24 protein-coding genes are annotated in these 25,876 nt (G+C 66.0%); 9 read left to right on the top strand and 15 right to left on the bottom strand.

The window, feature by feature from the left end; translation table 11 throughout:
* Window positions 1-5: 5 nt before the first annotated feature.
* The gene (locus Q0Q48_RS01495; RefSeq protein WP_295132789.1) at window positions 6-1,475 is read right to left on the bottom strand and encodes an NAD(P)/FAD-dependent oxidoreductase; all 1,470 of its coding nucleotides are present in this window, start codon (window positions 1,473-1,475) and stop codon (window positions 6-8) included.
* Between the two features lie 202 nt (window positions 1,476-1,677).
* Here Q0Q48_RS01495 and Q0Q48_RS01490 point away from each other — a divergent pair, with 202 nt between their 5' ends.
* A complete protein-coding gene (locus Q0Q48_RS01490) occupies window positions 1,678-3,330 on the top strand; it encodes a thiamine pyrophosphate-binding protein (RefSeq protein WP_295132786.1) in 1,653 nt (550 codons plus the stop codon).
* A 77-nt stretch (window positions 3,331-3,407) separates the two neighbouring features.
* Here Q0Q48_RS01490 and Q0Q48_RS01485 read toward each other — a convergent pair whose 3' ends face one another.
* The gene (locus tag Q0Q48_RS01485; protein WP_295132783.1) at window positions 3,408-4,193 is read right to left on the bottom strand and encodes an aldolase/citrate lyase family protein; all 786 of its coding nucleotides are present in this window, start codon (window positions 4,191-4,193) and stop codon (window positions 3,408-3,410) included.
* Between the two features lie 45 nt (window positions 4,194-4,238).
* Here Q0Q48_RS01485 and Q0Q48_RS01480 point away from each other — a divergent pair, with 45 nt between their 5' ends.
* The 8 genes from Q0Q48_RS01480 (at window position 4,239) to Q0Q48_RS01445 (ending at window position 12,233) form a co-directional block, all read left to right on the top strand.
* A complete protein-coding gene (locus Q0Q48_RS01480) occupies window positions 4,239-4,616 on the top strand; it encodes a VOC family protein (protein WP_295132780.1) in 378 nt (125 codons plus the stop codon).
* 87 nt (window positions 4,617-4,703) lie between these two features.
* On the top strand, window positions 4,704-6,299 hold the full coding sequence (locus tag Q0Q48_RS01475) for an ABC transporter substrate-binding protein (protein WP_295132777.1): 1,596 nt from the start codon (window positions 4,704-4,706) through the stop codon (window positions 6,297-6,299).
* A gap of 28 nt (window positions 6,300-6,327) precedes the next feature.
* On the top strand, window positions 6,328-7,275 hold the full coding sequence (locus tag Q0Q48_RS01470) for an ABC transporter permease (RefSeq protein WP_295132774.1): 948 nt from the start codon (window positions 6,328-6,330) through the stop codon (window positions 7,273-7,275).
* Between the two features lie 8 nt (window positions 7,276-7,283).
* Complete coding sequence (locus Q0Q48_RS01465) at window positions 7,284-8,177, top strand: ABC transporter permease (protein ID WP_295132771.1); 894 nt, start codon at window positions 7,284-7,286, stop codon at window positions 8,175-8,177.
* Window positions 8,174-9,163: an ABC transporter ATP-binding protein gene (locus tag Q0Q48_RS01460; RefSeq protein ID WP_295132768.1), complete on the top strand. Its 990-nt coding sequence runs from the start codon at window positions 8,174-8,176 to the stop codon at window positions 9,161-9,163. The genes Q0Q48_RS01465 and Q0Q48_RS01460 overlap by 4 nt, the downstream gene beginning before the upstream one ends.
* Entirely contained in the window at window positions 9,156-10,130 is a 975-nt protein-coding gene (locus Q0Q48_RS01455) for an ABC transporter ATP-binding protein (protein ID WP_295132764.1), read from the top strand. The genes Q0Q48_RS01460 and Q0Q48_RS01455 overlap by 8 nt, the downstream gene beginning before the upstream one ends.
* A 31-nt stretch (window positions 10,131-10,161) precedes the next feature.
* Window positions 10,162-11,778: a choline dehydrogenase gene (locus tag Q0Q48_RS01450; RefSeq protein ID WP_295132761.1), complete on the top strand. Its 1,617-nt coding sequence runs from the start codon at window positions 10,162-10,164 to the stop codon at window positions 11,776-11,778.
* Between the two features lie 20 nt (window positions 11,779-11,798).
* Complete coding sequence (locus tag Q0Q48_RS01445; RefSeq protein ID WP_295132757.1) at window positions 11,799-12,233, top strand: hypothetical protein; 435 nt, start codon at window positions 11,799-11,801, stop codon at window positions 12,231-12,233.
* Window positions 12,234-12,306: 73 nt separating this feature from the next.
* On the opposite strand, the gene Q0Q48_RS01440 is transcribed toward Q0Q48_RS01445, so the two are convergent.
* The 13 genes from Q0Q48_RS01440 to Q0Q48_RS01380 form a co-directional block, all read right to left on the bottom strand.
* Window positions 12,307-12,915 carry an alkylhydroperoxidase domain protein gene (locus Q0Q48_RS01440; RefSeq protein WP_295132754.1) on the bottom strand — a complete coding sequence of 203 codons (609 nt, stop codon included), beginning with the start codon at window positions 12,913-12,915 and terminating at the stop codon, window positions 12,307-12,309.
* Window positions 12,912-13,487 carry a CMD domain protein gene (locus Q0Q48_RS01435; protein WP_295132752.1) on the bottom strand — a complete coding sequence of 192 codons (576 nt, stop codon included), beginning with the start codon at window positions 13,485-13,487 and terminating at the stop codon, window positions 12,912-12,914. The genes Q0Q48_RS01440 and Q0Q48_RS01435 overlap by 4 nt, the downstream gene beginning before the upstream one ends.
* The gene (locus Q0Q48_RS01430) at window positions 13,484-14,518 is read right to left on the bottom strand and encodes a putative FMN-dependent luciferase-like monooxygenase (protein ID WP_295132748.1); all 1,035 of its coding nucleotides are present in this window, start codon (window positions 14,516-14,518) and stop codon (window positions 13,484-13,486) included. The genes Q0Q48_RS01435 and Q0Q48_RS01430 overlap by 4 nt, the downstream gene beginning before the upstream one ends.
* Window positions 14,515-16,179: an ABC transporter ATP-binding protein gene (locus tag Q0Q48_RS01425; protein WP_295132745.1), complete on the bottom strand. Its 1,665-nt coding sequence runs from the start codon at window positions 16,177-16,179 to the stop codon at window positions 14,515-14,517. Before Q0Q48_RS01425 ends, Q0Q48_RS01430 begins: the two co-directional genes overlap by 4 nt.
* Window positions 16,176-17,033: an ABC transporter permease gene (locus Q0Q48_RS01420; protein WP_295132742.1), complete on the bottom strand. Its 858-nt coding sequence runs from the start codon at window positions 17,031-17,033 to the stop codon at window positions 16,176-16,178. The genes Q0Q48_RS01425 and Q0Q48_RS01420 overlap by 4 nt, the downstream gene beginning before the upstream one ends.
* Complete coding sequence (locus Q0Q48_RS01415) at window positions 17,030-17,974, bottom strand: ABC transporter permease (RefSeq protein ID WP_295132739.1); 945 nt, start codon at window positions 17,972-17,974, stop codon at window positions 17,030-17,032. Before Q0Q48_RS01415 ends, Q0Q48_RS01420 begins: the two co-directional genes overlap by 4 nt.
* 14 nt (window positions 17,975-17,988) lie before the next feature.
* The gene (locus tag Q0Q48_RS01410) at window positions 17,989-19,569 is read right to left on the bottom strand and encodes a TIGR04028 family ABC transporter substrate-binding protein (RefSeq protein ID WP_295133748.1); all 1,581 of its coding nucleotides are present in this window, start codon (window positions 19,567-19,569) and stop codon (window positions 17,989-17,991) included.
* A 233-nt stretch (window positions 19,570-19,802) separates the two neighbouring features.
* Window positions 19,803-20,867 carry a ketopantoate reductase family protein gene (locus Q0Q48_RS01405; protein WP_295132736.1) on the bottom strand — a complete coding sequence of 355 codons (1,065 nt, stop codon included), beginning with the start codon at window positions 20,865-20,867 and terminating at the stop codon, window positions 19,803-19,805.
* 24 nt (window positions 20,868-20,891) lie between these two features.
* Complete coding sequence (locus Q0Q48_RS01400; RefSeq protein ID WP_295132731.1) at window positions 20,892-22,775, bottom strand: alpha/beta hydrolase domain-containing protein; 1,884 nt, start codon at window positions 22,773-22,775, stop codon at window positions 20,892-20,894.
* The gene (locus tag Q0Q48_RS01395; RefSeq protein ID WP_295132727.1) at window positions 22,775-23,200 is read right to left on the bottom strand and encodes a VOC family protein; all 426 of its coding nucleotides are present in this window, start codon (window positions 23,198-23,200) and stop codon (window positions 22,775-22,777) included. The genes Q0Q48_RS01400 and Q0Q48_RS01395 overlap by 1 nt, the downstream gene beginning before the upstream one ends.
* Before the next feature lie 20 nt (window positions 23,201-23,220).
* Window positions 23,221-24,420, bottom strand: a complete 1,200-nt coding sequence (locus Q0Q48_RS01390) for an acyl-CoA dehydrogenase family protein (protein WP_295132724.1) — start codon at window positions 24,418-24,420, stop codon at window positions 23,221-23,223.
* 28 nt (window positions 24,421-24,448) lie between these two features.
* The gene (locus Q0Q48_RS01385) at window positions 24,449-25,411 is read right to left on the bottom strand and encodes an MFS transporter (RefSeq protein ID WP_295132721.1); all 963 of its coding nucleotides are present in this window, start codon (window positions 25,409-25,411) and stop codon (window positions 24,449-24,451) included.
* The gene (locus tag Q0Q48_RS01380) at window positions 25,363-25,815 is read right to left on the bottom strand and encodes an MFS transporter (RefSeq protein WP_295132719.1); all 453 of its coding nucleotides are present in this window, start codon (window positions 25,813-25,815) and stop codon (window positions 25,363-25,365) included. Before Q0Q48_RS01380 ends, Q0Q48_RS01385 begins: the two co-directional genes overlap by 49 nt.
* Window positions 25,816-25,876 lie beyond the last annotated feature (61 nt).

The raw sequence follows: 25,876 nt of genomic DNA, 5'->3' as shown, positions 1-25,876 counted from the left end.
CCCCCTCAGAGCGTGCCGGATCGCCTTTCGCGCGGCACGAAATAGTCGGTCGGCGCGAGTTCCGGATCCTCCTGAGCGTACATGTTCCGGACGTGCGTCTCGACGTCTTCGCGGAACAGCGCATGGGAGATCGACTGCACGAGGCGCGTCGAGCCGACAAACAGGCCGGGGATGTCGCCGGCGAGGGCGCCGTGGCTCAGGATGCTGCCCCAGTTGAAGAGGTGGATGTCGCCCATGTGGGGCGTGCGGCCAGGCACTTTCTCGATCAGCTCGAAGCCCGGACCGAGATAGGGATAGCGCGCCGCCTCGGCATTGGCAGCGGCTTCCGCCGACGTGCGACGGTCGCCCCACAGGGCTGCATTGGCGGCAAACGCCCCGAGTTCCGGGCGCCGCGCGAGATCGATGTCGAAGCCGGTGCCGAGCAGGACCGCATCGAAGCGCTCCGTGGCCTTCGTGGTCTTCACGGTGACGCCATCCTTGTCGACGATCATGTCGAGCCATGGCTCGGCGAAGCGGAAGGCGAAGCCCGGCAGCCGCTGCGCGCGCAATACGGATTCGTGCGGCGGCGGCGAACCGGCGGCCAGCATGTAGGTGTAGATCTTCCAGCGCCAATCGTCGTCCAGCATGCCCTGGCCACGTTGGAAACCGGGGAAGGACACGCCCTTCGACTTGTTGACCTGGGGCAGGTGCGGTCGCCGCGCATAGCAGATCGCCTCTGCCGCGCCGGCTTCCAGCGCCGTGCAGGCATTGTCGATCGCCGTCGCGAGCACGCCCAGGATGCCGAGGCGCTTGCCCTTGAGCCTGGTGAAATCGATCTTTTCCAGGGTGTGATAAACGCGGCCCTCACGTGAAGGATCTTCCGGATCGAAGGACGGGAAAGTCGGCCAGCGGAACCCGCCTGATCCGTCGCGCCCATTGGCCAGGACGAGCTTGCGCACGATAAGCGTTTCGCCGGTCGACAGGCTCGCCTGCAGGAAGTCGCCTGCGGCCACGACCTTGAGCAGCGAAACGCCGTTCTCGACCTTCAGGTCGACGACCTTACGCACCCACAGGAGATAGGAGAGCCAGTCGAGGCGCGGGATCTTGTAGAGCCTCTCCCAACCCTCGGCGCCGTACTGCGCCTCGTACCAGGCGCGGAAGGTGAGGGACGGCACGCCGAGATCGGGGCCGGTGAGATGCTTGGGCGAACGCAGAGTCGGCATGCGCGCCGTGGTGTTCCACGGGCCTTCATGGCCGTGCTGGTTGCGCTCGATCACGCGGATGTTGCGGATGCCCTCGCGCAGCAGCCCCCAGGCTGCGGTCTGGCCGCACATGCCGGCGCCGACGATCAGCACGTCGAGCACGGGCTGGCCGTCGGGGCCGGTCCTTTCCGGCACCCAGTTGGCCGGCGGATAGTTCAACCGCGCCAGGTCGTGGCGCGCGACCTTCTCGAGTTCGTCCAGGCCCGCCGAATGCCGCTCGACAATACCATCCATGCCGTGCTTCCGACCCTCCACGCATTTCCTTAGCAGGGCCGCCCCGATGATTGAACCGCGTGCCTCTGCGGCCTGTCGTATCACGGGGAGGAACTGGAAGGCTGGCGGCGATCATCTCCGGATGTCACGGGGCCTCCGGCGCCGGTACAATCGGAACGGGATCGCCGATCCGGAGCAAGGAAAGTCAAAGGGAGAGTAAGGAATGCGCGGACGTCAGGTTCTGTTGGAGACGCTGATCAATCACGGGGTCGACCGGATCTTCGGCAACCCCGGCACGACCGAGAGCCCTCTGCTCGATTCCCTGCTCGACTATCCGCTGCTCAAGTACATCGTTCACCTGCACGAGGGTGTTGCGACCGGCGCGGCCAATTTCTACGCCCAGGCCAGCGGCAAGACCGCCTTCGTGAACCTCCACGTGGCCCCCGGCCTCGGCAACGCGATCGGCGCGATCTACAGCGCGCTAAAGAACAATTCGCCGATGGTGGTGACGGCCGGCCAGCAGGACACGCGCATGCGCCTGCGCGATCCGATCCTCGGCCACGACCTCGCCGCCATCGCCGCGCCCGTCACCAAGTGGAGCGTGCAGGTCGAGCGCGCCGACGAATTGGGCCCGATCCTGCAGCGCGCCTTCAAGATCGCCAACGAGGCGCCGGCCGGTCCGGTGTTCGTGGCGCTGCCCATCGACGTGATGGAGCAGGAGACGTCCGTGCCAGCCGGCAAGCCCGGCCATTCCTACACCGCCGCACGTCCCGATCCGGCGGGCATCGCCGCCATGGCGAAGCTTCTCGCGGCCGCGAAGAGCCCGGCTATCGTGGCCGGTGATGACATTGCCCGCGCCGGCGCCGACAAGACCCTGGTCAAGCTCGTCGACAAGCTGGGCGCGTCGGTCTGGTTCGAGGGGCTGCGCGGCCAGAACTCCTTCCCGACCGATCACCCGGCCTATTGCGGCACCTTGGCCTTCGATGCGGCCGGCTTGGCCAAGCAGCTCGCGGGCAACGACCTCGTGCTGATGTTGGGCGGGCCCTTCTTCGAGGAGGTATGGTACGCGGCGGGCTCGCCCTTCGCGGCGGGCACCAAGGTGCTGCAGATCGAGGCGGGCGCCTCGCGGCTCGCCTACAATTTCGCGCTCGATGCCGGCGTGGTCGCCGATGTCGGCGCAGCGCTGGAAGCGCTCGATGCGGCGCTGACCGGCGTCGATGCGGCGGCCGCCGCCAAGCGCAACGAGGCGATGAAGGCCCGCAAGGCGGCCGACGATGCTGCCCAGAAAGCGAGGGTCGAGAAGGCCTGGGCGCGCACGCCGACGTCGATGGCGCGCGCCATGGCGGAAATCCGCGCAGGGTCACCGAAGGATGTCGTCGTGGTCGACGAGACGATCACCGCCAATCTCGACCTCTTCAAGACCTTCACCTTCAAGGGACCGGGCGACTATTACAGCGGCCGCGGCGGCGGCATCGGCCAGGGCCTCGCTGGGGCGATCGGCGTGGCGGTCGCGCAGACGAAGCGACCGATCCTCTGCGTATCGGGCGACGGCTCGTCGATGTACTCGATCCAGGCGCTGTGGACGGCGGCGCATCATGATCTGCCGATCGTGTTCGTCATCCTGGCGAACCGCGAGTACCGCGTGCTCAAGCACAATATCGACGCCTACCGGGCGCGCTTCGACGTGAAGTCGAACAAGCCCTACATGCACATGGACCTGACCGGCCCCACCATGGGCTTCGTCGATCTAGCCAAGGGCATGGGCGTCGCCGGCACCTACGTTGCCAAGGCCGACGACATCAAGGCGGCCATCGACGCCGCCTTCAAGTCCGGCAAGCCGCACCTCGTCGAGATCGAGATCGAGGGGAAGCGGTAAGAGGCTGGGGCGCGCCACTCCAGTGGCGCGAACACAAGTAAGAAGACGCGCCACTGGAGTGGCGCGCCCCCAGCGGTTCATTTCTGGAACGCCCGTACCTTGGCCTGGTGCGCACGGGCAGCGCCCGTCAGCATTGGCAAGTCGTTGCCGGACAGCAGGAACTTCATGCCCTTGTCGGTGTAGAGCTTGAGAAGCTCCTCCGTATAGGCGCCGCCCATGCCGGGCCATTTGCCGTGCTTGCGGCAGGCGGCGACGACCTTGTCGACGGCTGCCTGGACCTTCGGATTGCCGGTGTCGCCGGGGATGCCCATTTCCATCGACAGATCGCTCGAGCCGACGAGCAGGCAATCGATGCCAGGTACTGCCGCGATCGCCTCGGCATTCTCGACCGCCTTCGGCGTCTCGATCATCACCACGATCAGCGTGTTCTCGTCGGACTTCGTGGTCATCTCGCCCAGAGGCATCGGCTCGTAGTCGAACTGCGCCTGGCCGCCGCCCACCGAACGATGGCCGCGCGGCGGATAGCGCAGCTTGTCGGCGATCTCCTTCGCCTCCTCCGGCGTATCGACATGCGGGACGACGATGCCCAACGCGCCGCCGTCCAGCACACGGGTCGCCATTGTGAGTTCGCCATACGGCACGCGCACGATCGGCGCGATCCCCGAATCCTGCGCAGCAATGGCGATCTCGCAGGCCGTCTCGATCGACATGGATCCGTGCTCGAGGTCGATGAACAGCCAGTCGAAGCCGGCGGCCTTCATGACCTTCACGATGTCGACGTTGCGGACCAGCCGGATACCGATGCCGATTGACAGCTCGTTCTTCTTCAAGCGCGCCTTGGCGGCATTGACTGCGAACGCCATTCTCTCCTCCATTGGTTTGGACCTGCCCGGAGGAAGCTATTCGCCATGACCTTCAAAGTCGAACGGATCGACCATGTCGTGCTGCGCGTGCGCGATCTGCCCGCAATGGTGCGTTTCTACGAAGGGGCGCTGGGATTTCACGAGGAGCGGCGTATCGACACGCTGAGTCTTGTGCAGATGCGAGCAGGCGCTTCACTGCTCGACCTCATCGCCAACGACGCGCACGTGACAACGCGAAACATGGATCATCTGTGCTTCCGCATCGAGCCGTTCGATCGTGACGCCATCGTCATGCGGCTCGCGCCATTCGGCATATCGGTCGGCGAAACCGTCGAGCGCTACGGTGCGGAGGGTACCGGACCATCGGTCTATTTCCATGATCCGGAAGGGAACCAGATAGAACTCAAAGGTCCGTCGCTTTAAGGCTTGGCCATCTCACATGATGTGATAGCCTGCCGGCCAACGGGGAAGAACGAACACGCCAACGAGCGTGCCTCTGGGAGGATGAAAATGCGCAATCGCCTGGCAATCATTGCCGGCGGCCTTGCGGCCGCCGTCGTCATATCTACCCCTGCCTTCGCACAGAAGCAGGGCGGGACACTCCGTGTGTCCCATCGCGACAATCCGCCGAGTGCCTCAATCCACGAAGAGGCGACGATCTCGGTGAACATGCCGTTCATGTCGGTCTTCAACAACCTCGTGTTCTTCGATCCGAAGGAGAAGATCAACAGCCCCGACAAGATCGTGCCCGAGCTCGCCGAGAGCTGGGCGTGGAACGACGACAAGACGAAGCTCACCTTCAAGCTGCGCAGCGGCGTGAAGTGGCACGACGGCAAGCCGTTCTCGTCCAAGGACGTGAAATGCACATGGGACGCCCTGCGCGGTGACGAGAAGCAGGAGATCATCCGCAAGAACCCGCGCAAGGTCTGGTACAAGAACCTGAAGGAGGTCACGACCAACGGCGACAACGAGGTGACCTTCACGCTGGAGCGTGTGCAGCCCTCGTTCCTGTCGATGTTGGCCGCCGGCTATTCGCCGGTCTATCCGTGTCATGTCGATTCGCGGACGATGCGCTCGAAGCCGATCGGCACCGGCCCGTTCAAGGTCGCGGAGTTCAAGCGCAACGAGGCCATCAAGCTGGTGCGCAATCCCGACTACTGGAAGAAGGGGCGGCCCTATCTTGATGCGATCGAGTTCAAGATCGTGCCGAACCGCAGCACCCGCGTGCTGGGCTTCGTCGCCGGCGAATACGACCTCACCTTCGATTCCGACATCACCTTTCCGCTGCTGAAGGACGTGAAGGACCAGAAGAAGGATGCGATCTGCGAGGCGCGGCCGACCAACGTGCACAGCAACCTGCTGGTCAATCGCGACGCGCCGCCGTTCGACAATCCCAAGCTGCGCGAGGCGCTGGTCTATTCGCTTGATCGCACGCCATTCAGCGACATCCTGACCCAAGGCAACGACCTGCGTGGCGCGACCATGCTGCCGCCGCCGGCCGGCGTCTGGGGCATGACGCAGGACGAGCTCGAGAAGCTTCCCGGTTTCGGGCCGGACATCGAGAAGAACCGCGAGGTCGCGCGCGGCATCATGAAGGAACTGGGCTACGGCCCCGACAAGCCGCTCAAGATCAAGGTGTCGACCCGCAACATCGCCATTTACCGCGACCCGGCCGTCATCCTGATCGACCAGCTCAAGCAGATCTACATTGATGCGGAACTGGAGCCGATCGACACTACGATCTGGTACAACAAGATCCAGCAGAAGAACTATCAGGTCGGAATGAACCTGACGGGCGCCGGCCTCGACGATCCGGACGGCGTGTTCTACGAGAACTTCTACAGCACGTCGGACCGCAACTACACGGGGTACAAGAACCCCGAGATCGACAAGATGATCGACGAGCAGTCGGCCATGACCGACGTGAATAAGCGCAAGGCCATGGTGACGAAGATCGAGCAGGCGCTGCTCAAGGACGCGGCCCGTCCGCCGATCACGCATGGTGTCGCGAACACCTGCTGGGCGCCGGCCGTGAAGAACCTCGTCCTGCAGCACAACAGCATCTACAACGGCTGGCGTCTCGAAGACGTCTGGCTCGACAAGTAACGCCTGAGCGTACGGAGGCACGACGAGGATGGGAGCGTATCTTACCCGCCGCGTACTGTTGATGGTCCTGACTCTCTTCGGAATGTCGGTGCTCATCTTCGTCATGCTGCGCCTGGTGCCCGGCAACATCGCCGACATCCTCGTGGATTCGGCGGGTATCGCCGATCCCAAGGAGAAGGCCAAGATCGCCCGCGAGCTTGGCCTCGACCGGCCGATCTTCGATCAGTACCTGCAATGGGTCGGCGGCCTCGTGCGCGGCGACCTGGGCTTCGCCTACGTGTCCGAGCGGCCGGCCATCGAGGAGATCGCGCCGCGCATTCCGATCAGCGCCAAGCTTGCGGGCCTGGCGCTGTTCTTCTCGGTCATCCTCGGCGTGCCGCTCGGCGTCATCAGCGCCGTGCGGCAGAATTCGGGGATCGACTACCTGCTGCGCATCATTAGCCTGAGCGGCCTGTCGCTCCCGTCCTTCTGGCTTGGCCTGCTGATCCTCATGGCGTCGGTCCAATGGTTCGGCATGATCCCGATCTATACGAACGAGCCACGAAGTTTCATCGACGAGATGCTGTTGCTCAGTATCCCGGCCGCCGCTGTCGGATTCCGAAGTTCCGCTCTGATCATGCGCCTCACGAGATCGTCCATGCTCGAGGTGCTGCGGCAGGACTATATCCGCACGGCGCGGTCGAAAGGCGCTTCGCAGACGACGGTTAACTACGTGCACGCGCTCCGCAACGCGTTGCTGCCGGTCGTCACCATCATCGGCATCGAGGCGGCATTCCTCGTCGGCGGCCTGATCGTGACGGAAACGGTGTTCAATATCCCCGGCGTGGCGCGCTTCCTCGTCGAGGCCATCCTGTGGCGGGACTACCCGATCGTGCAGAACCTGGTGATGCTGATCGCCTTCTGCGTGGTCGTCGTCAATTTCCTGGTCGACATGGCCTACATGGCCCTCGACCCTCGCATCAAGTACGCGGACTGAGGGCACCCATGGCTGTCATCGACCATGATGCCGCGCTGGCCAAGGCCGGCGCCAACGTATCGGGCTTCTGGGGCCAGGCTGGCTTCCTTGCCCGCCGCTATCCGCTCGGCGCGGTGGGAGCGATCCTTGTCCTTCTCTTCGTACTGACGGCGCTGTTCGCCAACGTCATCGCGCCGCACGATCCGCTGTCGACCAATTCGCGTGCCTCGCTGGCTGCACCGGGCGGCGCCTACTGGCTGGGCGCGGATTTCATGGGCCGCGACATGTTCAGCCGCATCGTCTACGGCGCGCGAATCTCGCTGGCCGTTGCCGTCGGCGCCACCCTGCTGGGCGGTATCCTGGGCGTGCTGATCGGCCTGATGTCCGGCTTTATCGGCGGCTGGCTCGATCTCGCGACCCAGCGCGTGATGGACATCATGCAGTCGCTGCCGCTGCTGGTGATGGCGCTGGTCATGGCCGCGTCGCTGGGGCCGTCGCTGGAAAACACGATCATTGCAATCGCGATCCCGCTGGTGCCGAGCGTGGCGCGCGTCGTGCGGTCGAGCACCCTGTCGCTGCGTGAGCAGCCCTTCGTCGAGGCGGCCCGTGCCATCGGTATGGGCGAGATGCGAATCGCCCTCCGGCACGTCCTGCCCAACACGCTGGCGCCACTCATCGTCCTCGGCACGGCCCAGCTCGGCTCGGCCATCCTGACCGAAGCGTCGCTTTCCTTCCTCGGCCTCGGCATTCCCGAGCCCTATCCGTCCTGGGGCCGCATGCTCTCGGAGTCGGCGGCAGAGTATGTCCGCACGGCACCGTGGCTCGTGATCTTCCCCGGTGTCGCCATCAGCCTCACGGTGTTCGGCACCAACCTGCTGGGCGATGCCCTGCGTGACATCCTCGATCCGAGACAGCGTACATGAGTTCTCTTCTGGAAGTGTCGGACCTCGGCACGTGGTTCTATACGCGGCAGGGAATCGTCAAGGCGGTCGATGGCGTCGACTTCGAGGTCGCCGCCGGCGAAACCCTGGCGATCGTCGGTGAATCCGGCTGCGGCAAGAGCATGACCGCGCTCTCGCTGATGCGGCTCATCCCCGATCCGCCGGGACGCATCGTGTCCGGCTCGATCAAGCTCGCCGGCCGCGACCTGCTGAAGATCTCCGAGGAGGAGATGCGCGATGTGCGCGGCAACGAGATCTCGATGATCTTCCAGGAGCCGATGACGTCGCTCAATCCGGTGATGACGATCGGCAAGCAGATTTCCGAAGCGCTCATCCTGCACCGCGACATGGACCGCAAGCAGGCGATGAAGCGGGCGATCGAGATGCTGGACCTCGTCCGCATTCCCGAGCCCGCACAGCGCGCGAAGGAATATCCGCACCAACTGTCGGGCGGCATGCGTCAGCGCGCGATGATCGCCATGGCTCTGGCCTGCAATCCCAAGGTGCTGATCGCCGACGAGCCGACGACCGCGCTCGACGTCACCATCCAGGCCCAGATCCTCGAGCTGATCGTCGAGCTGCAGCGCGAGTTCAGCGCGGCGGTCCTGCTGATCACCCACGATCTCGGCGTCGTCGCCGAGACCGCGCATCGGGTGATCGTCATGTATGCCGGTCGCAAGGTCGAGGAAGCGACGGTGGGCGAGCTGTTCGCCCGGCCGCTCCACCCCTACACGGTCGGCCTGATGAATTCGATCCCGCGTCTCGACCTGATGCGCGGGCAGACCGATCGTACCAATGAGCGCCTGCAGGAGATTCCTGGCATCGTGCCGCCGCTGTTTGCCCTGCCGCCCGGGTGCGCCTTCGCGCCTCGCTGCAGCAAGGCAGATGACAAGTGTCGCGCCGAGCGTCCGGCCTATGAGGAGAAGCAGCCCGGTCACTGGGCCGCTTGCTGGCACACACATGGTTAGCGCAAATCCCCCCGTCATCGAGGTCAAGGACCTCAAGAAGCACTTCCCGGTGAAGAAGGGCCTGCTGCGCCGGACGGTCGGCCAGGTCTATGCCGTGGACGGTGTCACCTTCACCGTACGCGCCGGCGAGACGCTCGGTCTTGTGGGCGAGTCGGGCTGCGGCAAGACCACGGCCGGTCGCGCCGCCATGCGCCTGGTCGAGCCGACCTCCGGCTCGATCAAGGTCGAAGGCAAGGAGATCATCGGCCTGTCGAAGGCCGAGCTGCGCCCCTACCGGCGGGAGATGCAGATCATCTTCCAGGATCCGTTCTCGTCCCTCAACCCGCGCATGACGGCGGGCGACATCGTGGGTGAGCCGCTGCTGGTCCACGGCGTCGCCAATGCGAAGGAGCGCCAGGAGCAGGTCGCGGCGCTTTTCGCACGGGTCGGCCTGCGCCAGGCGCAGATGAAGAACTACCCGCACCAGTTCTCGGGCGGTCAGCGGCAGCGCATCGGCATCGCCCGCGCCCTGGCGCTCGGGCCGAAACTGATCGTGGGCGACGAGCCGGTCTCCGCGCTCGACGTTTCCATCCAGGCGCAGGTCATCAACCTCCTGATGGAGCTGCAGGCGGAGCGCCGGCTCTCCTACCTGTTCATCTCGCACAACCTCGCGGTGGTGGAGCATATCAGCCACCAGATCGCGGTGATGTATCTCGGCCGCATCGTCGAATATGCCGACACGCGGTCGATCTTCACCAATGCACAGCATCCCTATACGGAAGCCCTGCTGGCGGCCGTCCCGGTGCCGGATCCCGCCATCAAGCGGAAGAAGATCGTGCTCCAGGGCGATGTACCCAGCCCCGTGAAGCCGCCGTCGGGATGCCATTTCCACACGCGCTGCCCCTATGCCGTGGCGCGCTGCAAGGTCGAGGCGCCTCCGCTGCGCGAAATCGCACCAGGGCATCACGTTTCCTGTCATCTGCGCTAGACTGTCTCCCGAAAAGGGAGACAGAAACGCCATGGCCATTTGGGATTACATCATCGTGGGCGGCGGGTCCGCCGGTTGCGTGCTGGCCAACCGCCTGACCGAGGATGCCAACGTCAAGGTCCTGCTGCTGGAAGCGGGGCCGCGCGACAAGTCGATGTGGATCGATATCCCGGCGGGCTTCACGAAGCTTCTGAACCACGAGAAGTTCAACTGGAACTTCCAGATGGAGCCGGAAGAGGGAATGGCCGGGCGCAGCATTCCCTGTCCGCGCGGCCGCACACTGGGCGGCTCGAGCTCGATCAACGGCATGCTCTACGTGCGCGGCCAGCCCCTCGACTATGATACCTGGGGGCAGTTCGGCAACCGCGGCTGGTCCTATTCGCAGGTGCTGCCCTACTTCAAGAAGTCCGAGAACTACGAGCCGGGCGGCGACGACAGCCGCGGCCGGGGCGGCCCGCTGAATGTCGCGCAGATGTGCGACACGCACGAGCTGTGCGATGCCTTCATCGATGCGGCCGAGGCGAGCGGCTATCCGAAGAACAAGGACTACAACAACGGCAACCAGGAGGGCTTCGGCTACTTCCAGGTGACGATGAAGAACGGCAAGCGCCAGTCGACGGCACGGGCCTTCCTCGATCCCGTGCGGTCGCGTCCCAACCTGACCATCGAGACCGACGCGCTGGTCAGCAAGCTGATCCTCGAGGGCAAGCGCTGCGTCGGCGTCTCCTACAGCGTGCACGGCCAGGCCAAGGAGGCGCGTTGCGGGCGCGAGGTCATCGTCTCGTGCGGCGCCGTGCAGTCACCCGGCGTGCTCGAGCATTCCGGCATCGGCCAGCCCGAGCTGCTGCGCAGCCACGGCATCGAGGTGAAGCACGAGCTGAAGGGCGTGGGCGAGAATTACGGCGATCACTTCGCGCCGCGCATGAACTGGAGGGTGAAGCTGCCGATCACGCTCAACGAGCGCACGCGCGGCATCAACCTCGTGAAGGAGGTGGTGCGCTACTACACGTCTGGTCGCGGCGCGCTCGCGCTCACCGCCGGTGTCGTCTACGGCTTCGTGCGCACGCGGCCGGGCCTCGACTCCCCCGACATGCAGTTCCACATGGCGCATGCCAGCTACGATACGGCGCAGAAGCGCGATCTCGAGCGCGAGCCCGGCATGACGGTCGTCATCGGCCAGTGCCGGCCCGATTCGCGTGGCTCGATCCACATCAAGTCGGCGATCCCGGGCAGCGCGCCGGCCATCCGGCCGAACTTCCTGTCGGCCCAGACCGACCGCGACGCCACGGTCGCCGGCATGCAGATCGCCCGCAAGATCGTCTCGCACCCGTCGATGTCGAAATACATCGCCTTCGAGAACAATCCCGGCGACAAGGTGCAGACCTATGACGAGTGGTTGAGCTTCGCCCGCGGCAACGGCCAGACGACCTATCACGTCATCGGTACCTGCAAGATGGGCTCGGATCCTATGGCCGTGGTCGACGACCGGCTGCGGGTTCACGGGATCGCCGGGCTGCGGGTGATCGACGCCTCGATCATGCCGACGGTTCCCTCGGGCAACACCAACGCCCCCACGATCATGGTTGCCGAGAAGGGCGCGGACATGATCAAAGAGGATGCCAAGGCGGGCCTCAGGGCTGCCGCCTGAGGCTGAATATGGGGGACTCGATGAAGCCTGTGAGGTCCATTCTCGCCCTGCTGGCGATCGGCGGCCTGTTGGCGGCCTGTCACGGCTACGATCCCAAGACCGAATCGAAGCGCGACATGCTGGCCGATTCGGGCTTCAAGGTCGTCTCGCTGAAGACGCCGGGGCAGGCGGCTTCGTTCAAGAAGCTGCCGCCGCACAAGCTGGTGCGGAAGACCTACAATGGCAAGCCGGTGTGGGTGTACGCCGACCCGACCATGTGCGGCTGCCTCTACATGGGCACGCAGGACAACTACAACGCCTACATCAAGGAGGCGTCGAAGCAGATGATCTCCACCGCGATGCGCGCCAATTTCCAGGACGATCCCTATAGTCCGACCGGCATGGACATGGCCGTCGACAGCGACTGGGATTGGGGCGAGTGGGGCAACCCGGGCTATTACGGCCTGCCCTACTGAGGGCCATCTGAAACCGAAACGCCCGGCGGAGCGATCCGCCGGGCGTTTTTCTTTTGGGGGCAGGGGCGGGAAGCTACTTCGGCTGAGTCGCCGGTACGCCGAGCGAAAGCATCAGACGGTTGGCCCAGTTGAAGAACGAGGCGGCGCCGATCAGGTCGGCGATGGCGGCATCGTCGAGGCCGACGGCGCGCAGGCGCTCGACATGCTCCCTGCCGAAGGTCAGCGGCAGGGTCGTCAGCGCCACGGAGGCGGCGACGATTGCATCCCAGCGTTCGTCGAGCTTGGCATCGACGCCTTCGTCGAGCAGGCGCTGCACGTCGTCGACGCGTTTGGAATAGGTCGCGGCGAAGCGGGCATGGACGGAGGCGCAGTAGATGCAGCCGTTGAGCCGCGACGTCGCGGCGGCGGCCAGCTCGCGCTCGGCGCGCGGCAGGCCGGCCTCGGGGTTGTAGAAGATGTCCTTGTCAGTCCGCGTGCGGGCCTCCAGCACGTCGGGATCGCGCGCCAGCAGTCGGAAGTACGGCGACTTCACGCGGGCCGCGTCGACCAGGCTCCTGATGTGGTGCTCGGTCATGTCGGCTTCGGCCATCGGCTCGAGCCAGGGCAACCAGTCGAGCATGTCGCGGGTGAAGACCACCGGCTCGGTGTGCGGCGGCGGGGTCAGGGTCTTTTCGGTGCTCATAGGGTGCTCGCGAGGACGCCCAGGCCGGCCACGACCCGGATCTGGTAGGACAGGAAGGAGACGAGCTGGGAGACCGTCACGATGTCGTCGGTCGACCAGCCGGCGTCGAGCAGCGACTGCAGGGATGCCGCCGATGCGTCGCGCGGATGGAACACCAGCATGTGCGTGTGTTCGAAGGCGGCTGTCAGGCGCGGGCCGAGAGCTGTCCGTCCGGCATCGCTCACTCTCCACGTCGGGCCCGGCGCGTCCTCGACCGAAAGCGGCCCCTTGGGAAAGTGGCCGTAGGGTCCCTTGGTCTTCGCGGCCGTTACTTCGGTTGCGATGGCGGTGCGCAGAGCCGCGGGCAGCTTGGCGGTATAGTAGGCATCCGTCTTCGGCTCGCCATGCAGGCCCGCGACGAAAGCCGCGATCGCATGGCGCTCGTCGGCGCTGACGCCGCCCAGGTCCTTCGGCTCGAAGAGAGAGGTGTAGCTCGCCTGAGCGTGCTTGCGCGCCTCGGAGCGCTGGGCGCGGATCGCGTCCAGCCTGGAACCCGGCGCGATATCCACCAGGCCGTCGATCACGTCTGTCATGCGACTTGTCTCGTCCCCGCTTTGATTTCCGGCACCCAGCCCAACGCCGGTGCCACCTTCTCGGCAAACAGCTCGATCGACCGCAGGATATACGGGTGCGGCGGATCGATCGAGTGGACCTGCATCGTGAGATCGGTCGAACGCTGCAGGGTGGAGTCGGCCTGCAACGACGCGATCACCTCGTCGGGCGTGCCGATATGTACGTCCATGGCCCTGATCAGGTCGCCGACCAGGCTGCCCGACGTGAAATTTCCGGTGGACGCCAGCCGGTGGCGCAGGCGCGACAGGCCGATCTCGGCGAGGCGCATCGCCTCGTTGCGGTCGTCGGCCACGAAGACGGTCCGCGAGGCGAGAATCCGCGGCTCGACGCCCTTGGGCAGCGCCTCGAGATAGGCGTCCAGCATCGGGTTCTGGATGTCCGCGAGCGACGCTTGCGGCGCCTCGGGCGGGCGCGGCTGGGTGCGTGACAGCATCAGCCCGTCGCCCGCCAGGCCGGCTCGTCGCGCACCCGACTCAGTGAAGGTCGCCTGCCAGATGCGATCGACCAGGGTCGGGCTCGACGGATAGAGCTTGTCGCCGCCGGCTAGCGTGCCGCCCGACCAGGCGGTCTTCAGCAGGGCGAGGTTGTCGTCGAACAATGCATGGCGCCGGTCGCTGTCGAGGCCGAAGGTGGTGAAGGCCGTGAGATTGCCGCCCGGCCCGACGCCCACTTCGAGACGGCCGCCGCTCACCAGGTCGGTGACGACGGCATCCTCGGCGACGCGGATCGGCAGTTCGAGGGGAAGGGTGACGATGCCCGTGCCGAGGCGGATACGCGACGTGTGGGCCGCGGCATGGGCCAGGAACACGAACGGGGCCGGCAGGCCGCCTTCGCCCTCGTGGAAATGATGCTGGGCGATCCAGGCCGAATCGAAGCCGAATTTCTCGGCGTGCCGGATCTGCTCGGTGGCGAGACGGTACCGTTCGGCGGCGTCCACCTGGTCGAGCAGGCGGGTGAAGAAGCCGAGGCGCTTGATCGGAAACGTCGTCATGGACTCAACCTTGGTGGAAGTTCGGGCGGAACGGCAAGTGCGGGCCCATCAAGGACCGGTAGTCCTCGGCCCGGGATCGCGTCGATCAGCTCGCGTGTATAGGCGCTGTCGGGGCGGCCGAAGACGGTCTCGATCGGACCGCCATCGACCTGCCTGCCCTTGTGCATGACCGACACGGTGTCGGAGATCTGCCGCACCACGGCGAGGTCGTGCGAGACGAACAGGTAGGTGAGGCCCAGCGTCTTCTGCAGCTCGTCGAGCAGGGACAGGATCTGCGCCTGCACCGTGACGTCGAGCGCCGAGACCGCCTCGTCGAGTACCAGCACCCTCGGATCGAGCACGAGGGCGCGGGCGATGGCGACCCTCTGCCGCTGGCCGCCCGACAGGGCGCGCGGGTGGCGTTCGAGGAAATTCTCCGAAAGGCCGACGCGTGCCAGCATGTCGCGCACCTTGCGGGTGCGGTCGGCGGCGGGAATCGGCTCGAAGTTGAGCAGCGGCTCCTCGACGATGCGGGCGATGGTCTGGCGCGGATCTAGCGAGCCATAGGGGTTCTGGTAGACGAGCTGGATGTGCTTGCGGAACTGGCGCAGCTTCTCGCCCTTCAGGGTCGTGAGGTCGACGCTGTCGACCAGGATGCGGCCGGCCGTGGGCTTGATGAAGCCGACGATGCTGCGGATCGCCGTGGTCTTGCCCGAGCCCGATTCGCCCACGATGGCGTGTGTCGTGCCGCGCCGGACCTTGAACGATACATTGTCGACGGCGCGGAACGATTTGGCTTCGCCGCCGGTCACCGGGAAATCGTGCGTGAGGCCCGTGACCTCGATCGCGAAATCCTGGTTGTCGGCCAGGGCACGCACCGGCCTTGGCTTGCCGAGCGACGGCGCGTCGGCCAGCAGGCGGCGCGTATAGGCGCTGCGCGGTGCGGCCAGTACTTCCTTCACGGGCCCCTGTTCCTGGATGCGGCCATGCTGCAGCACCACCAGACGGTCGGCGCGGTCCGCCGCGACGCCGAGATCGTGTGTCACCAGAAGCACGGCCGTGCCGCTCTCGCGGCGCAGCTCGTCGATCAGGTCGAGGATGCGCCGCTGCACCGTGACGTCGAGCGCGCTGGTCGGCTCGTCGGCCACGATCAGCGCCGGCTTGAGCGCGACGGCGATGGCGATCAGCACGCGCTGCTTCATGCCGCCCGACAGTTCGTGCGGATACTGCCTGGCGCGCATCTCGGCCGGCGTCAGGCCGACCCGCTCCAATAGCTCGATGACCCGCGCGTGGATCGCCTTGCGGTCGCCGCGCTTGTGGATCTGCAGCACTTCGGCCAGCTGCGAGCCGATGGTGCGCACCGGATTGAGCGAACTGCCGGGATCCTGCGGGATCAGGCTGACGACGGCGCCGCGAATCGAATCCAGCCGCCTCTGCGACCACTTCGTAATGTCGGTGCCGTTGAGGCGAATGATACCGCCCTCGACCTGGCCGTTGCCGGCCAGCAGGCCGAGCGTCGCCTGCGCCGTCGTGGTCTTGCCGGAGCCTGATTCGCCCACCAGCGCCACGACCTCGCCGGGCGCGACGCTGAAGGAGACGCCGTGTACGACGCGCTGTTCGCGGTCGCCCGTCTTGTAGGCAATTGCCAGATCATCGACCTGGAGGATGGGGGTCGCGGTCATGGCGCAGTCCTGCCCATCGCCTTGCTGATCCGGTCGGCGGACAGCACGACCAGCACGACGACGAGGCCGGGCGCCGCGGTGAGCCACCAGGCGCGCGACAGGTAGTTGCGGCCCTCGGCGATCAGCAGACCCCATTCCGGTGTCGGCGGCGGCGCCCCGTAGCCCAGGAAGCCCAACGTCGAAATCGCGAGAATGGCCGAGCCGAACTGGAGCGCGGCCAGCGCGATGACCGAGGTCAGCGAGTTGGGCAGGACGTGGCGATAGAGGACGGCCCAGAAGGTGCCGCCGCTGCCGAAGGCCGCCTCGACATACTCGCTGCGCCGCACCCGCACGACTTCCGAGCGCGCGAGGCGGGCAAAGCGTGCGACCGAGACGGCGCCGACGGCGATGGCGACGTTGATGGTGCCGAAGCCCAGCAAGACGATGATGCTGAGCGAGAGCAGAAGCGACGGCACAGCCAGCATCGAATCGACCAGGCGCATGATCACCGCGTCGATCCAGCCGCCGCGTGCGCCGGCGATCAGGCCGAGCAGCGTGCCGAACAGAAGCCCGACCGTGACGGCGACGAACGCGCCGGACAGCGAATGCCGCGCGCCGTAGACGATACGGGCATAGAGATCGCGGCCGAGCCCGTCGGTGCCCAGTACATGTTCGGCGCTTGGCGGACGCAGCTGCTCGCCCGGCACGCCCTCGGTGCCGCTGTAGCCGGTGAAGAGCGACGGAAGGGCAGCCCAGGCGAGGACGATGAACACGACCGCCCAGGCGAGCGCCAGGGTGACCGGCACGCGCTTCAGCCGTGTCGTCCAGGCGGGCCGGATGTCGGCGCTGGCGCCGCTTGCGGTCTCAGCGGTCATGCCGGTGCTCCCGATTTCGAGCCGAGCCGGGGATCGAGCACCGGATAGAGCAGGTCGACGACCAGGTTGATGGTGACGAAGGCCAGAGCCGAGATCACGACGATGGCCTGCAGCACGGCGGTGTCGTGGTTGCCCACGGCCTGGTAGGTGAGGCCACCCAGGCCGCTGAGGCCAAACACCGCCTCTGTGACGACGGCGCCGGCCAGCAGCTCGCCGAACAGCACGCCGGCAATGGTGAGGGTCGGCATGATCGCATTGCGCGCCACGTGTCGCCACAGAACCCAGTTGCGCGAGGCACCCTTGGCGCGGGCAACGGCGACGAAAGGCTGCGCCAGGGTCTGGTCGATGTTGCGCATCAGGATCTGCGCCAGCGGCGCGGAGATCGGGATGGCCAGCGTCAGGATCGGCAGGACCAGTTTCTCGACCGGGCCGGGACTGATGACCGAGACCAGTCCGAGCTGGAAGGAAAAGATCTGGATCAGCATGATGCCGAGCCAGAAGACCGGCACGGAAATGAACAACGACGGCAGCGACTGCAGCCCGGCCCGCAGCCACTCCATGCCGACCATGTTCGAGACGGTCGCCAGGATGATCGTCAGGATCAGCGCCGCGGCGAAGGCCAGCGAGGCGAGCAGCAGGGTTGGCGGCAAGTTGGTCGCGAGTTGCTGGCTGACCGGTACGCCGGCCTGGATCGAGATGCCGAAGTTGCCGGTGAGGAAGTTGCCGACGGTCGTGAGATAGCGCTCCCACAGCGGCCGGTCCGCGCCGTAGGAGGCGCGGATTTCGGCGATCTGATCGGCCGTGAGACCCATGTCGGGGCTCATGAACTTGATCATGATCGCATCGCCCGGCAGCACCTGCAGCAGCAGGAAGGCCGCCGTGAAGGTGAGCGCCAGCACGGCCAGCGCCTGCCCGAGCCGGCCGAGGAGATAACGCGCCATGACCGGCCCTGCGCCTACTTCGCGATCCAGGTCGCGTAGAAGCTCGGCCGGCCGACGGCCTCGAAGGTGAAGTCCTTCACCTTGGGCGAGGCGGCAAAGGCCTGCGGCTCCTCGAAGATCGGGATCGTGTAGCCCTGGTCGATCACATAGGCCTGCACCTCACCCACCAGGGCGATCCGCTTCACTGGATCGGTGGCGGCGGCGATCTCTTCCAGCAGGCCGTTCAGCTTCTCGTCGACGAAGGTCTGGACCTTGTTGCTGACGCCGCCCTTCTGCAGCAGCACGTTGCGCGTCGTCGGATAGTACTGGCTGCGGATCACGTCGGGATCGGCGCGACCGACCATGGCCGGCGCCACGGGCGTCTTCATCGGGTCAAGGCTGTCAGCGACCCGACTGCCGGCGTCGCCCGCCAGCACGTTCAGCTTCACGCCGACCTTGGCCCATTGCTGGGCGACGAGCTGCAGGGTCTCCTTGTTCTGCGGCTGCGGCGGAGACTCATAGGCCTGGAGCACCAGCTCCTTGCCATCCTTCTGGCGCAGTCCCTTCGGACCGATCGTCCAGCCGGCTTCGTCGAGCAGCTTGGCCGCAAGCACCGGATCGTAGGCGAGCTTGGCCGACTGGTCGACATAGCCCTGGGCCGTCGACGCGATGATTGACTTGGCCTGCGGATAGTTGGCCGAGAACAGCGTCGCCACGATCTCCTTGGCGTTGGTGGCGTGCAGCAGCGCCTTGCGCACGCGGATGTCGGAGACGAGGGGGTTGTCGGGCCGGAACACGACCGTATTGTTCACCCCACGCGTCGGGGCGGCATAGACGATGAAGCCCTTGGACTGGACCTGCTTCTCGTCATAGGCCTGGACCTGGCGGATGACGTTGGCCTGGCCCGCCAGCAGTGCGCCGATGCGTACGCTGTCCTCGGGGGTCACGACGTACTTGATGCCGTCGAGGTTGGCGCGGCCCTGGTGGGCGAGCTTCGCCGGACCCCACTTGTAGTCCTTGCGCGCTTCCATCACGAGCTCGCGGCCAAGCACTTCGCTCTTCACCACGAACGGGCCGGAGCCGATGATCTTGGTGGCGTCGCCCAGCGCGTCGAAGGGCAGGGCCAGCGTCTTCAACGACACCAGTCCGGAGCCGATCACCGACGTGCCCTGCAGGAAGCCGACCGACGGCCTGGTGAAGAAGAATTTCACGGTCAGCGGATCGACGACCTCACTGCCCTTGTAGTTGGTGATGACTTCGGAAATCGGCTGCTTCAGCGCCTTGTTGCCGAGCCCGTAGGTGTCGAAGTTCTTCGCGACGGCCGCGGCGTCGAGCGGCGTGCCGTCGGAGAAGGTGACGCCGGGCCGGATCTTGAACGTGTATTCGGTCGCATCGGCATTGACCGTCCAGCTCTCGGCGATCCACGGCTCGATCTCGAGTGTCTTGGGATTCTGGTAGGTCAGCTTGTCGGTGATCTGGTTGAGCACGCCGCCGTTTGGATAGAAGCCACCGGCCGGCGGGTAGAGGTTGGTGTGCGGCTGCTGCTCCAGATAGATCAGCGTCCCGCCCTTGGTGACCGCCGTCTGCGCTGTGGCGCTTCCTGCGAGGACGGCGATAGATGCGAGCGACGCAAACGCGCCGGCCAGAAACCGCTGGTACTTCACCTGAATCACGACAACCCCCTCGAGCCTTTAGGGCACGGGAGACGCCATGCAGAATTTGGGCCGAATCTCGCCGTGCGAGCGGGATATATGGCCGCCAAGGTCCGGTAATTACACAGAGCAGATTGTCAAATTAATCGGCCCGGCGGAGCAGATCTTGCTGTCCGCCCCGCCGGGAAAGGGAAAAATTATCCTCCGAGGAGAGACGCCGAAGGCTGCAGCTCCTTGCGCTCGACCTTCTTAACGATCTCGGTGAGCTTGGCGTGGGTCGGCGCCTTGACGCCGATGAAGTCGCCGCGCTCGGCGATGTAGCCGTTCATGAACTCGATCTCGGTGCGGCGTCCCTTGAGGATGTCCTGGGCCATCGAGGGGCGCTGGATGTCGGCGCGCGGATTGGGATTGGTGTTGGAGCCGGGTCGCAGGATCGCCTCGACCTCGTCGAGCGCCGCCTTGTCCCCTTCGGATGCGCGCGCCAGGAGTTCTGGCTCGAACTTGCCGATCTTCTCGATGTGATAGCCCAGCGCCTGGCCGACCCTCACCGCCTCGCCGCCCAGCTTGATCGAGAAGCGGCGCACGGCGTCGTTGCGGTCGCAGTCGATGCCGGTCATGCCGGTGGCGGCCGAGACGCCGTTCTTCATGCCGTTCTGGCAGAGCTTGGACCAGCGCTCGCCCCACAGGTTGGTCGTGGTCTTGGCACTGTCGATCATGCCCACCATCTCGCGCAATTCCTCGACCCGCTTGGTGATACGGCCATGGACCTCGCCGACGCGGAACACGGTGTGCTTGTCGCCGCCCTTGGAGACGGTGCGGCGGATCTTGCCGGCCTCGTACATGTCGACCGAGATCAGCGAGGCGACCATGCCGACGGTCTTGCCCCAGCCGACGACACCCGCGATTCTCTCCTCGTTCAGGCAGTTCTGCAGGGAGACGACGTAGCCGTCGGGCGCCAGATACTGCTTGATCAGCGCGGTCGCCCATTCGGTGTCGTAGGACTTCATCGACACGAAGGCGATGTCGATCGGCTTCTGGCGCGACAGGTCCTGCATCTCGGTGAGATGCATGGTCTTGGCCTTGGTGACGGTGAATTTCTCCTCCGGCGTCACGCCGTCCAGTTCGAGTCCGTTCCTGCGGATGGTCTCGATGTTCTCCGGCCAGAAGTCGATGAGAGTGACGTCGAGGCCTGCCTGCGCGAGGTATCCGCCGACATAGCCGCCCAGAGCGCCGGTGCCGACGACTGCGATTCTCTTGCCCATCCTGATCTCCCTTGAAGCGGTTCGTTAAGGCGCGACGCGCGGTTCCTTGCGCGCGCGGTCGAGATAGCGTTCGCCGTCCTCGGCCAGCAGCAGCCGGTCGTCCATGAGTTGTGCGACCACGGCCTGGACCCGGGCGACATAGTCTGCGCCGCTCCTGTAGCGTTCGGCGATCGAGGGCCGAGGATCGCCTGCGGCTTCGCGGGCCGCTCTGTCGATCGGCAGCGGCAGGCAGCTTCCGTCGCGGTCGGCGAGCTCGCCTGCAGGGTAGGGCGGCTTGTATTCGTTCCAGCCGGTATAGGTCGCCAGCGGCACGGCGATATCGGGGAGGCGGATGCCGGCCACTTCGTTACCGTCGGCGTCGACCTTGCTGACGAGGGTGCGATACGTCTTGTCGGATGGGGCGGGTTTCACCCAGTCCCCCGGCGGCGCCACTTTGTTGGTGGTGCGCACGATCGCGGCGCCGGGCACGGCGGGAAAGCCGGTCTTGTCCGGTTCGACCAGTGTCCCGTCGGCCAGCGTCGGCACGCGGCTGGGCGGCGGCACCTTGCCCGACACGACCCACTCGTCGAGCGCCACGAGGAGGGCGCGGATCGCCGGCATCGGATTGTGCGGGTTGCGCGGATTGACGTTTGGACCGGGGTCCGTCGTCGCGCCGTTGCGGCCGCCATGCTGCGTGCCTGCGATCATGTACACACGCGAGTTCTCGGGCAGCGTGACGTCCCGGATGCCGAGCGGATCGGTGTGCAGGAGCGAGGCGCCCTTCTGCCAGTATTCGGTCGAGGTGTTGGTCTCGATCAGCAGCGGATCGCTGCCGTCGCCCCGGAACAGCGACCCGCTTTTGCCCGTCAGCGGATCGCTCTGCGTCGCGGTCGAGAACGGGAACTCGTTCTCGGGAAAGCCGTGATCCTCATGCTGGGTGTTGGTGCGCGCCGGCTGGGCAAAGGGCGTATTGAAGAAGATGCGGCCAACGCCCGCGATGTGACTCAGGATGCCGTCGAACACGCGACGTCCCTGTTCGTCGTGATTGAAACCTTCGGAGATGTGATTGCGCAGGTAGCGGCCGGCCTGCGAGAAGCCGATGGCCAGCGTATGCGTGATAGGCTCGCCCGTGGCCTTTACTGCCTCGGGTGAATGGCGAAGCCAGCTCACCACGTCGCGCGTCGCCGCGAAGCCCAGGCCCTGGACCTTGGGATTCTTCGCCTCGTAGTGGAACTCGTAGAGGAAGCCCGGCCTGGGCTGGGTGCCCTCGCGCAGTCTGATCGAGCGGGCATCGACGAACGACCACTGGTTCAGGGGCAATTCGCGCGGCTCGTCATCGGCGCGCTCGCGCACGGTGAGGCGGGCCCGCGGCTGTTCGAGCGTGGCGGCCTCATGCGACAGCTTGAACGTCTCCAGCACGCCAAGCCGCGTGCCGGAGACCCATTCCTCGCGGACCGTCTGCATGATCGCCTGGCCGCCGTTGGTCGCGATCGGTGCTGTCAGGGCGAGGCCCATGTTGGCGCGCGGCGCATCGGGGTCCCAGCCCGACCACACGATCGTGTAGCCCAGCCGCAGCGGGAAGGCATTGCCGAGATCGGCCAGGGTCTTCGGGTCGTTCACGCCCTGCGGCCCGTCGGCAATGTTGCCGAACAGCATCTTGCGGCCGCGATTGTTCACCTCGTAGAGGATCCGCCCGCGGCCGCGCTTGGAATCCTGGGGCCGCAGGATGAACACACTGGTCGCGTACTCGACCCTGCCGGCGGCATTGCGCGGCGCCTTGTCGATCAGGGCGATGCCGCTGTTGGCCGGCAGCGCCGGATCGACTTCGCCCCGGGCGACGGCGATGACGCGCTCGTATGCGCCCGCCTCGCCGAACGACGCACCGTCGGCGAGCGGCTCGACCTTCTCGATCTCGAAGGAGAGAAGCACTAGGCCCTGGCTTCCGCCTGGACCTCTTCCGCGGGGAAATTCAGTTCCACGCCGACGCCGTCGGGATCGTAGAGAAAGATCTGCGCGGCGCCGGTGCGAGGCACGATCTGCTCGCGGAACTTCACGTTCTTCGACTGCAGGCGCTTGCGTACGCCGGGCAGGTCGCTGGCGGCGAAGGCGATGTGGTCGAAGCGGCCCGTGTCATCAAACTTCTTCTCGGTGCCGCGCACGACGATGCCTTCGCGTGGCTTGCGTTCGCCCAGCAGATGCACGGTGGCCACGCCGCCGGAATAGAGCCAGTAGCCGGGAAAGCCGAGCGGCGGGCGGTCGCCGTTCTCCAGTCCGAGCACGTCGCAGTAGAAGTCCTTGGTCGCTTCGAGGTCGGACGGCTCGATCGTGTAGTGCTGAAGAGGGCCAAGCGGCATGGTCGGTCTCCGGGAGTGGATCAGACGAAGGTGAGGTCGGCGTCGGCGCCCATCATCCAGGCGCCCACGGTCTCGAAATGGGAAAGCCGGCCCTGCAGCTGCTGGGTCACGGTATGGATGTCGCGGAACCGGCGCTCCAGCGGATGATTCTCGAAGATCGCCGTCGCGCCCGCCGCATTGTAGGCGAAGTCGACGGCGTCCTTGGCCTTGTGGATGGCGTTGGTCGCGGCCATGCGGACGGTGATGCGCTGCTCGACCGTGATCGTGTTGCCGGCCGAGAGGTCCTTCCAGATGCCGGCCATCGACTGCAGCACGAAGGCGCGCGCGGCCCGGAGATTGACCTCGGCCTGGGCGAGGTTCGACTGCACGACCGCATTGTCGCGAATCGGGCTCTTGAGGCCGCGCGGGACTTTGTTGCGGGCGACGTCGAGGAAGCAGTCGAGTGCGCCGCGGGCGATGCCGCAGGCCACGCCTGCGAAGCCCACCTGGTAGCAGGTGCCCGCGCCCATCCGGTAGAGCGGGCCCGGCTCGCGGCACTCGAACTCGAATTCGCGCGTGATCGAATGGTCGGCACGCACGAAGAAATCGGTGAGCGCGAACTGGTCGCTCGCCGTGCCGCGCAGGCCCACCGTGTTCCAGATGTCCGTCCACTCGACGTCGCCGGAGCGCACCAGCATGGTGCGCTCCTGCTGCCGGCCCTTGTCGTCGAGCCGCGGCGAGCCGTCGGCCTTGAAGATCGGGCAATGGGCGCCGAGCCAGGTGGCGTGGCGGCCGCCCGAGGCAAAGGCCCAGACGCCGGTGACCCGGTAGCCACCCTCGCATTCGACCGCCCTGACCTTGGGGCCGGGACCCCAGGCCAGCACGGCGCGGGGATCGTCGCCGAAGATCGCGCGGGCGACCGGCAGGTCGAGATAGGCGGCCGACATGGCACAGCCGCCGGCCTGGCTGAGACACCAGGCAGTCGAGGCGTCGCCGCGGGCGATCGTCTCGATCACATGGAAGAAGGTCATGGGATCGGTCTCGATCCCGTCCGACGAGCGCGGCAGCAGCAGGCGGAACAGCCGCGCCTCGTGGAGCTTGTCGAGCAGCGCCGGCGGCAGCCGGCGCGTCTCCTCGATCTCGTTCGAAGCGGCCTCGACTTCCAGGCGGAGGGCCTCGGCACGGGAGATCACGGCCGGATCGCCGGCGAGATCGGCGGCAGATGGGATCAGCGTGTCCAAGAGCATGCTCCTCTGACGTTGATGTGCATCAGGCCGTCACCAGTTCCCTGTCGATCTGCGCGATCGACTTGCCCTTGGTTTCCAGCCCGAAGAAATAATAGACCGCCCCGGCCATCAGGAACCAGCAGCCGAGGTAGAGAAAGGCCGTCGGGATCTGCGGCAGCGGCACGTCGGGCTTCAGGTAGTTGTTCGACCCGACGATCAGCGCGAGACCCAGCGGCCCGATGATCTTGCCGATGCCGCCGAAGCCGTAGGCCGAGCCCATGCCGGTGGTGCGCAGGTGCGAGGGCCAGACTTCCGCCGCATAGGGCCCGACGATCGCGAAACCGCCATCGGCGAAGAAGAAGGCCAGCGCCAGCAATAGCCACAGGGCCGAAAGCCCCATGATCGTGGCATTGTAGTTGTAGCCCGCCACGATGATGAGCACGCCTGCGCCCAGCCCGATCAGTCCGCCGCCTGCGCGCCGTCCGATCGCGTCGGACAGGTAGGAGAAGGACAGGCGGCCGATGAAGCCCATGACCGTGAGCAGGATCATCATCTTGGCCGCTTCCTGTGGCGTCACCTTCAGGAGCAGCACGAACAGGGAGGGTGCCCACAGCGTGACGCCATAGACGCCGGTCTGGGCGCCGGCATTGCCGAGCCATGAGACGAGCAGGCTGCGCGGATACTTGAAGAGCTCGAACCAGCTCACCTTGGACGGTTCGACGGCGGGCGCGCTGGGCAGGGGCAGCGACTCGGGCTTCACCTGCAGCGCCCAGGCGAGCGACTTGCGGGCCTCTTCGTAGCGGCCCTGGCGGACCAGCCAGACGGGCGATTCCGGCACCCACAGGCGGACCAGCAGGACGAGAACCGACGGCAGCACGCCGATGGCGAACAGCAGGCGCCACTGGTCGGCGCCCATGAAGGCGCCCAGCACCGCGCCGAGGCCGACACCGAGCGGGATCACGCAGGTGACCAGGCCGCCGACCCAGCCGCGCTTGCGCGCCGGCACGAATTCCTGGACAGCGGAAGGTCGACGCAATAGAGGCCGCCGACGCCGAAGCCCACGAAGAAGCGCATGATGGTGATGTAGATCCAGCCGTTCTCCGGTGTGAAGTAGAGCAGGCCGGTGGCGATCGAGAAGTTCAGCACGGTGCCGATGAACACCTTGCGGCGACCGATGCGGTCGGCGAGCCAGCCCCAGATATAGGCACCGAGGATGGCGCCGATGCCCGACGACAGCAGCACGATGGCCGACTGTCCGAAGGTGAGTTTCCAGGGCCCGATCAGGAAGGCGAGAACGAAGCCGATGAGAAAGTAGTCGAAGAATTCGAGAGCATCGCCGATCACCGCCGCGGCGATGATCTTCTTCTGGTTGCCGGTCAGTTTGGTCTGCCGGTCGAGAACGTCGAACATGGCATTTCCCCCGTGCGCTTTTGTTTGGGGGCGCTTGCCGCGCACTGTTCACGCGTCCCTG

This window comes from uncultured Reyranella sp., assembly GCF_945957355.1.
In the GTDB taxonomy this organism is placed as follows: Bacteria; Pseudomonadota; Alphaproteobacteria; order Reyranellales; family Reyranellaceae; genus Reyranella.
This window is presented reverse-complemented; position numbering and strand designations above follow the sequence as displayed.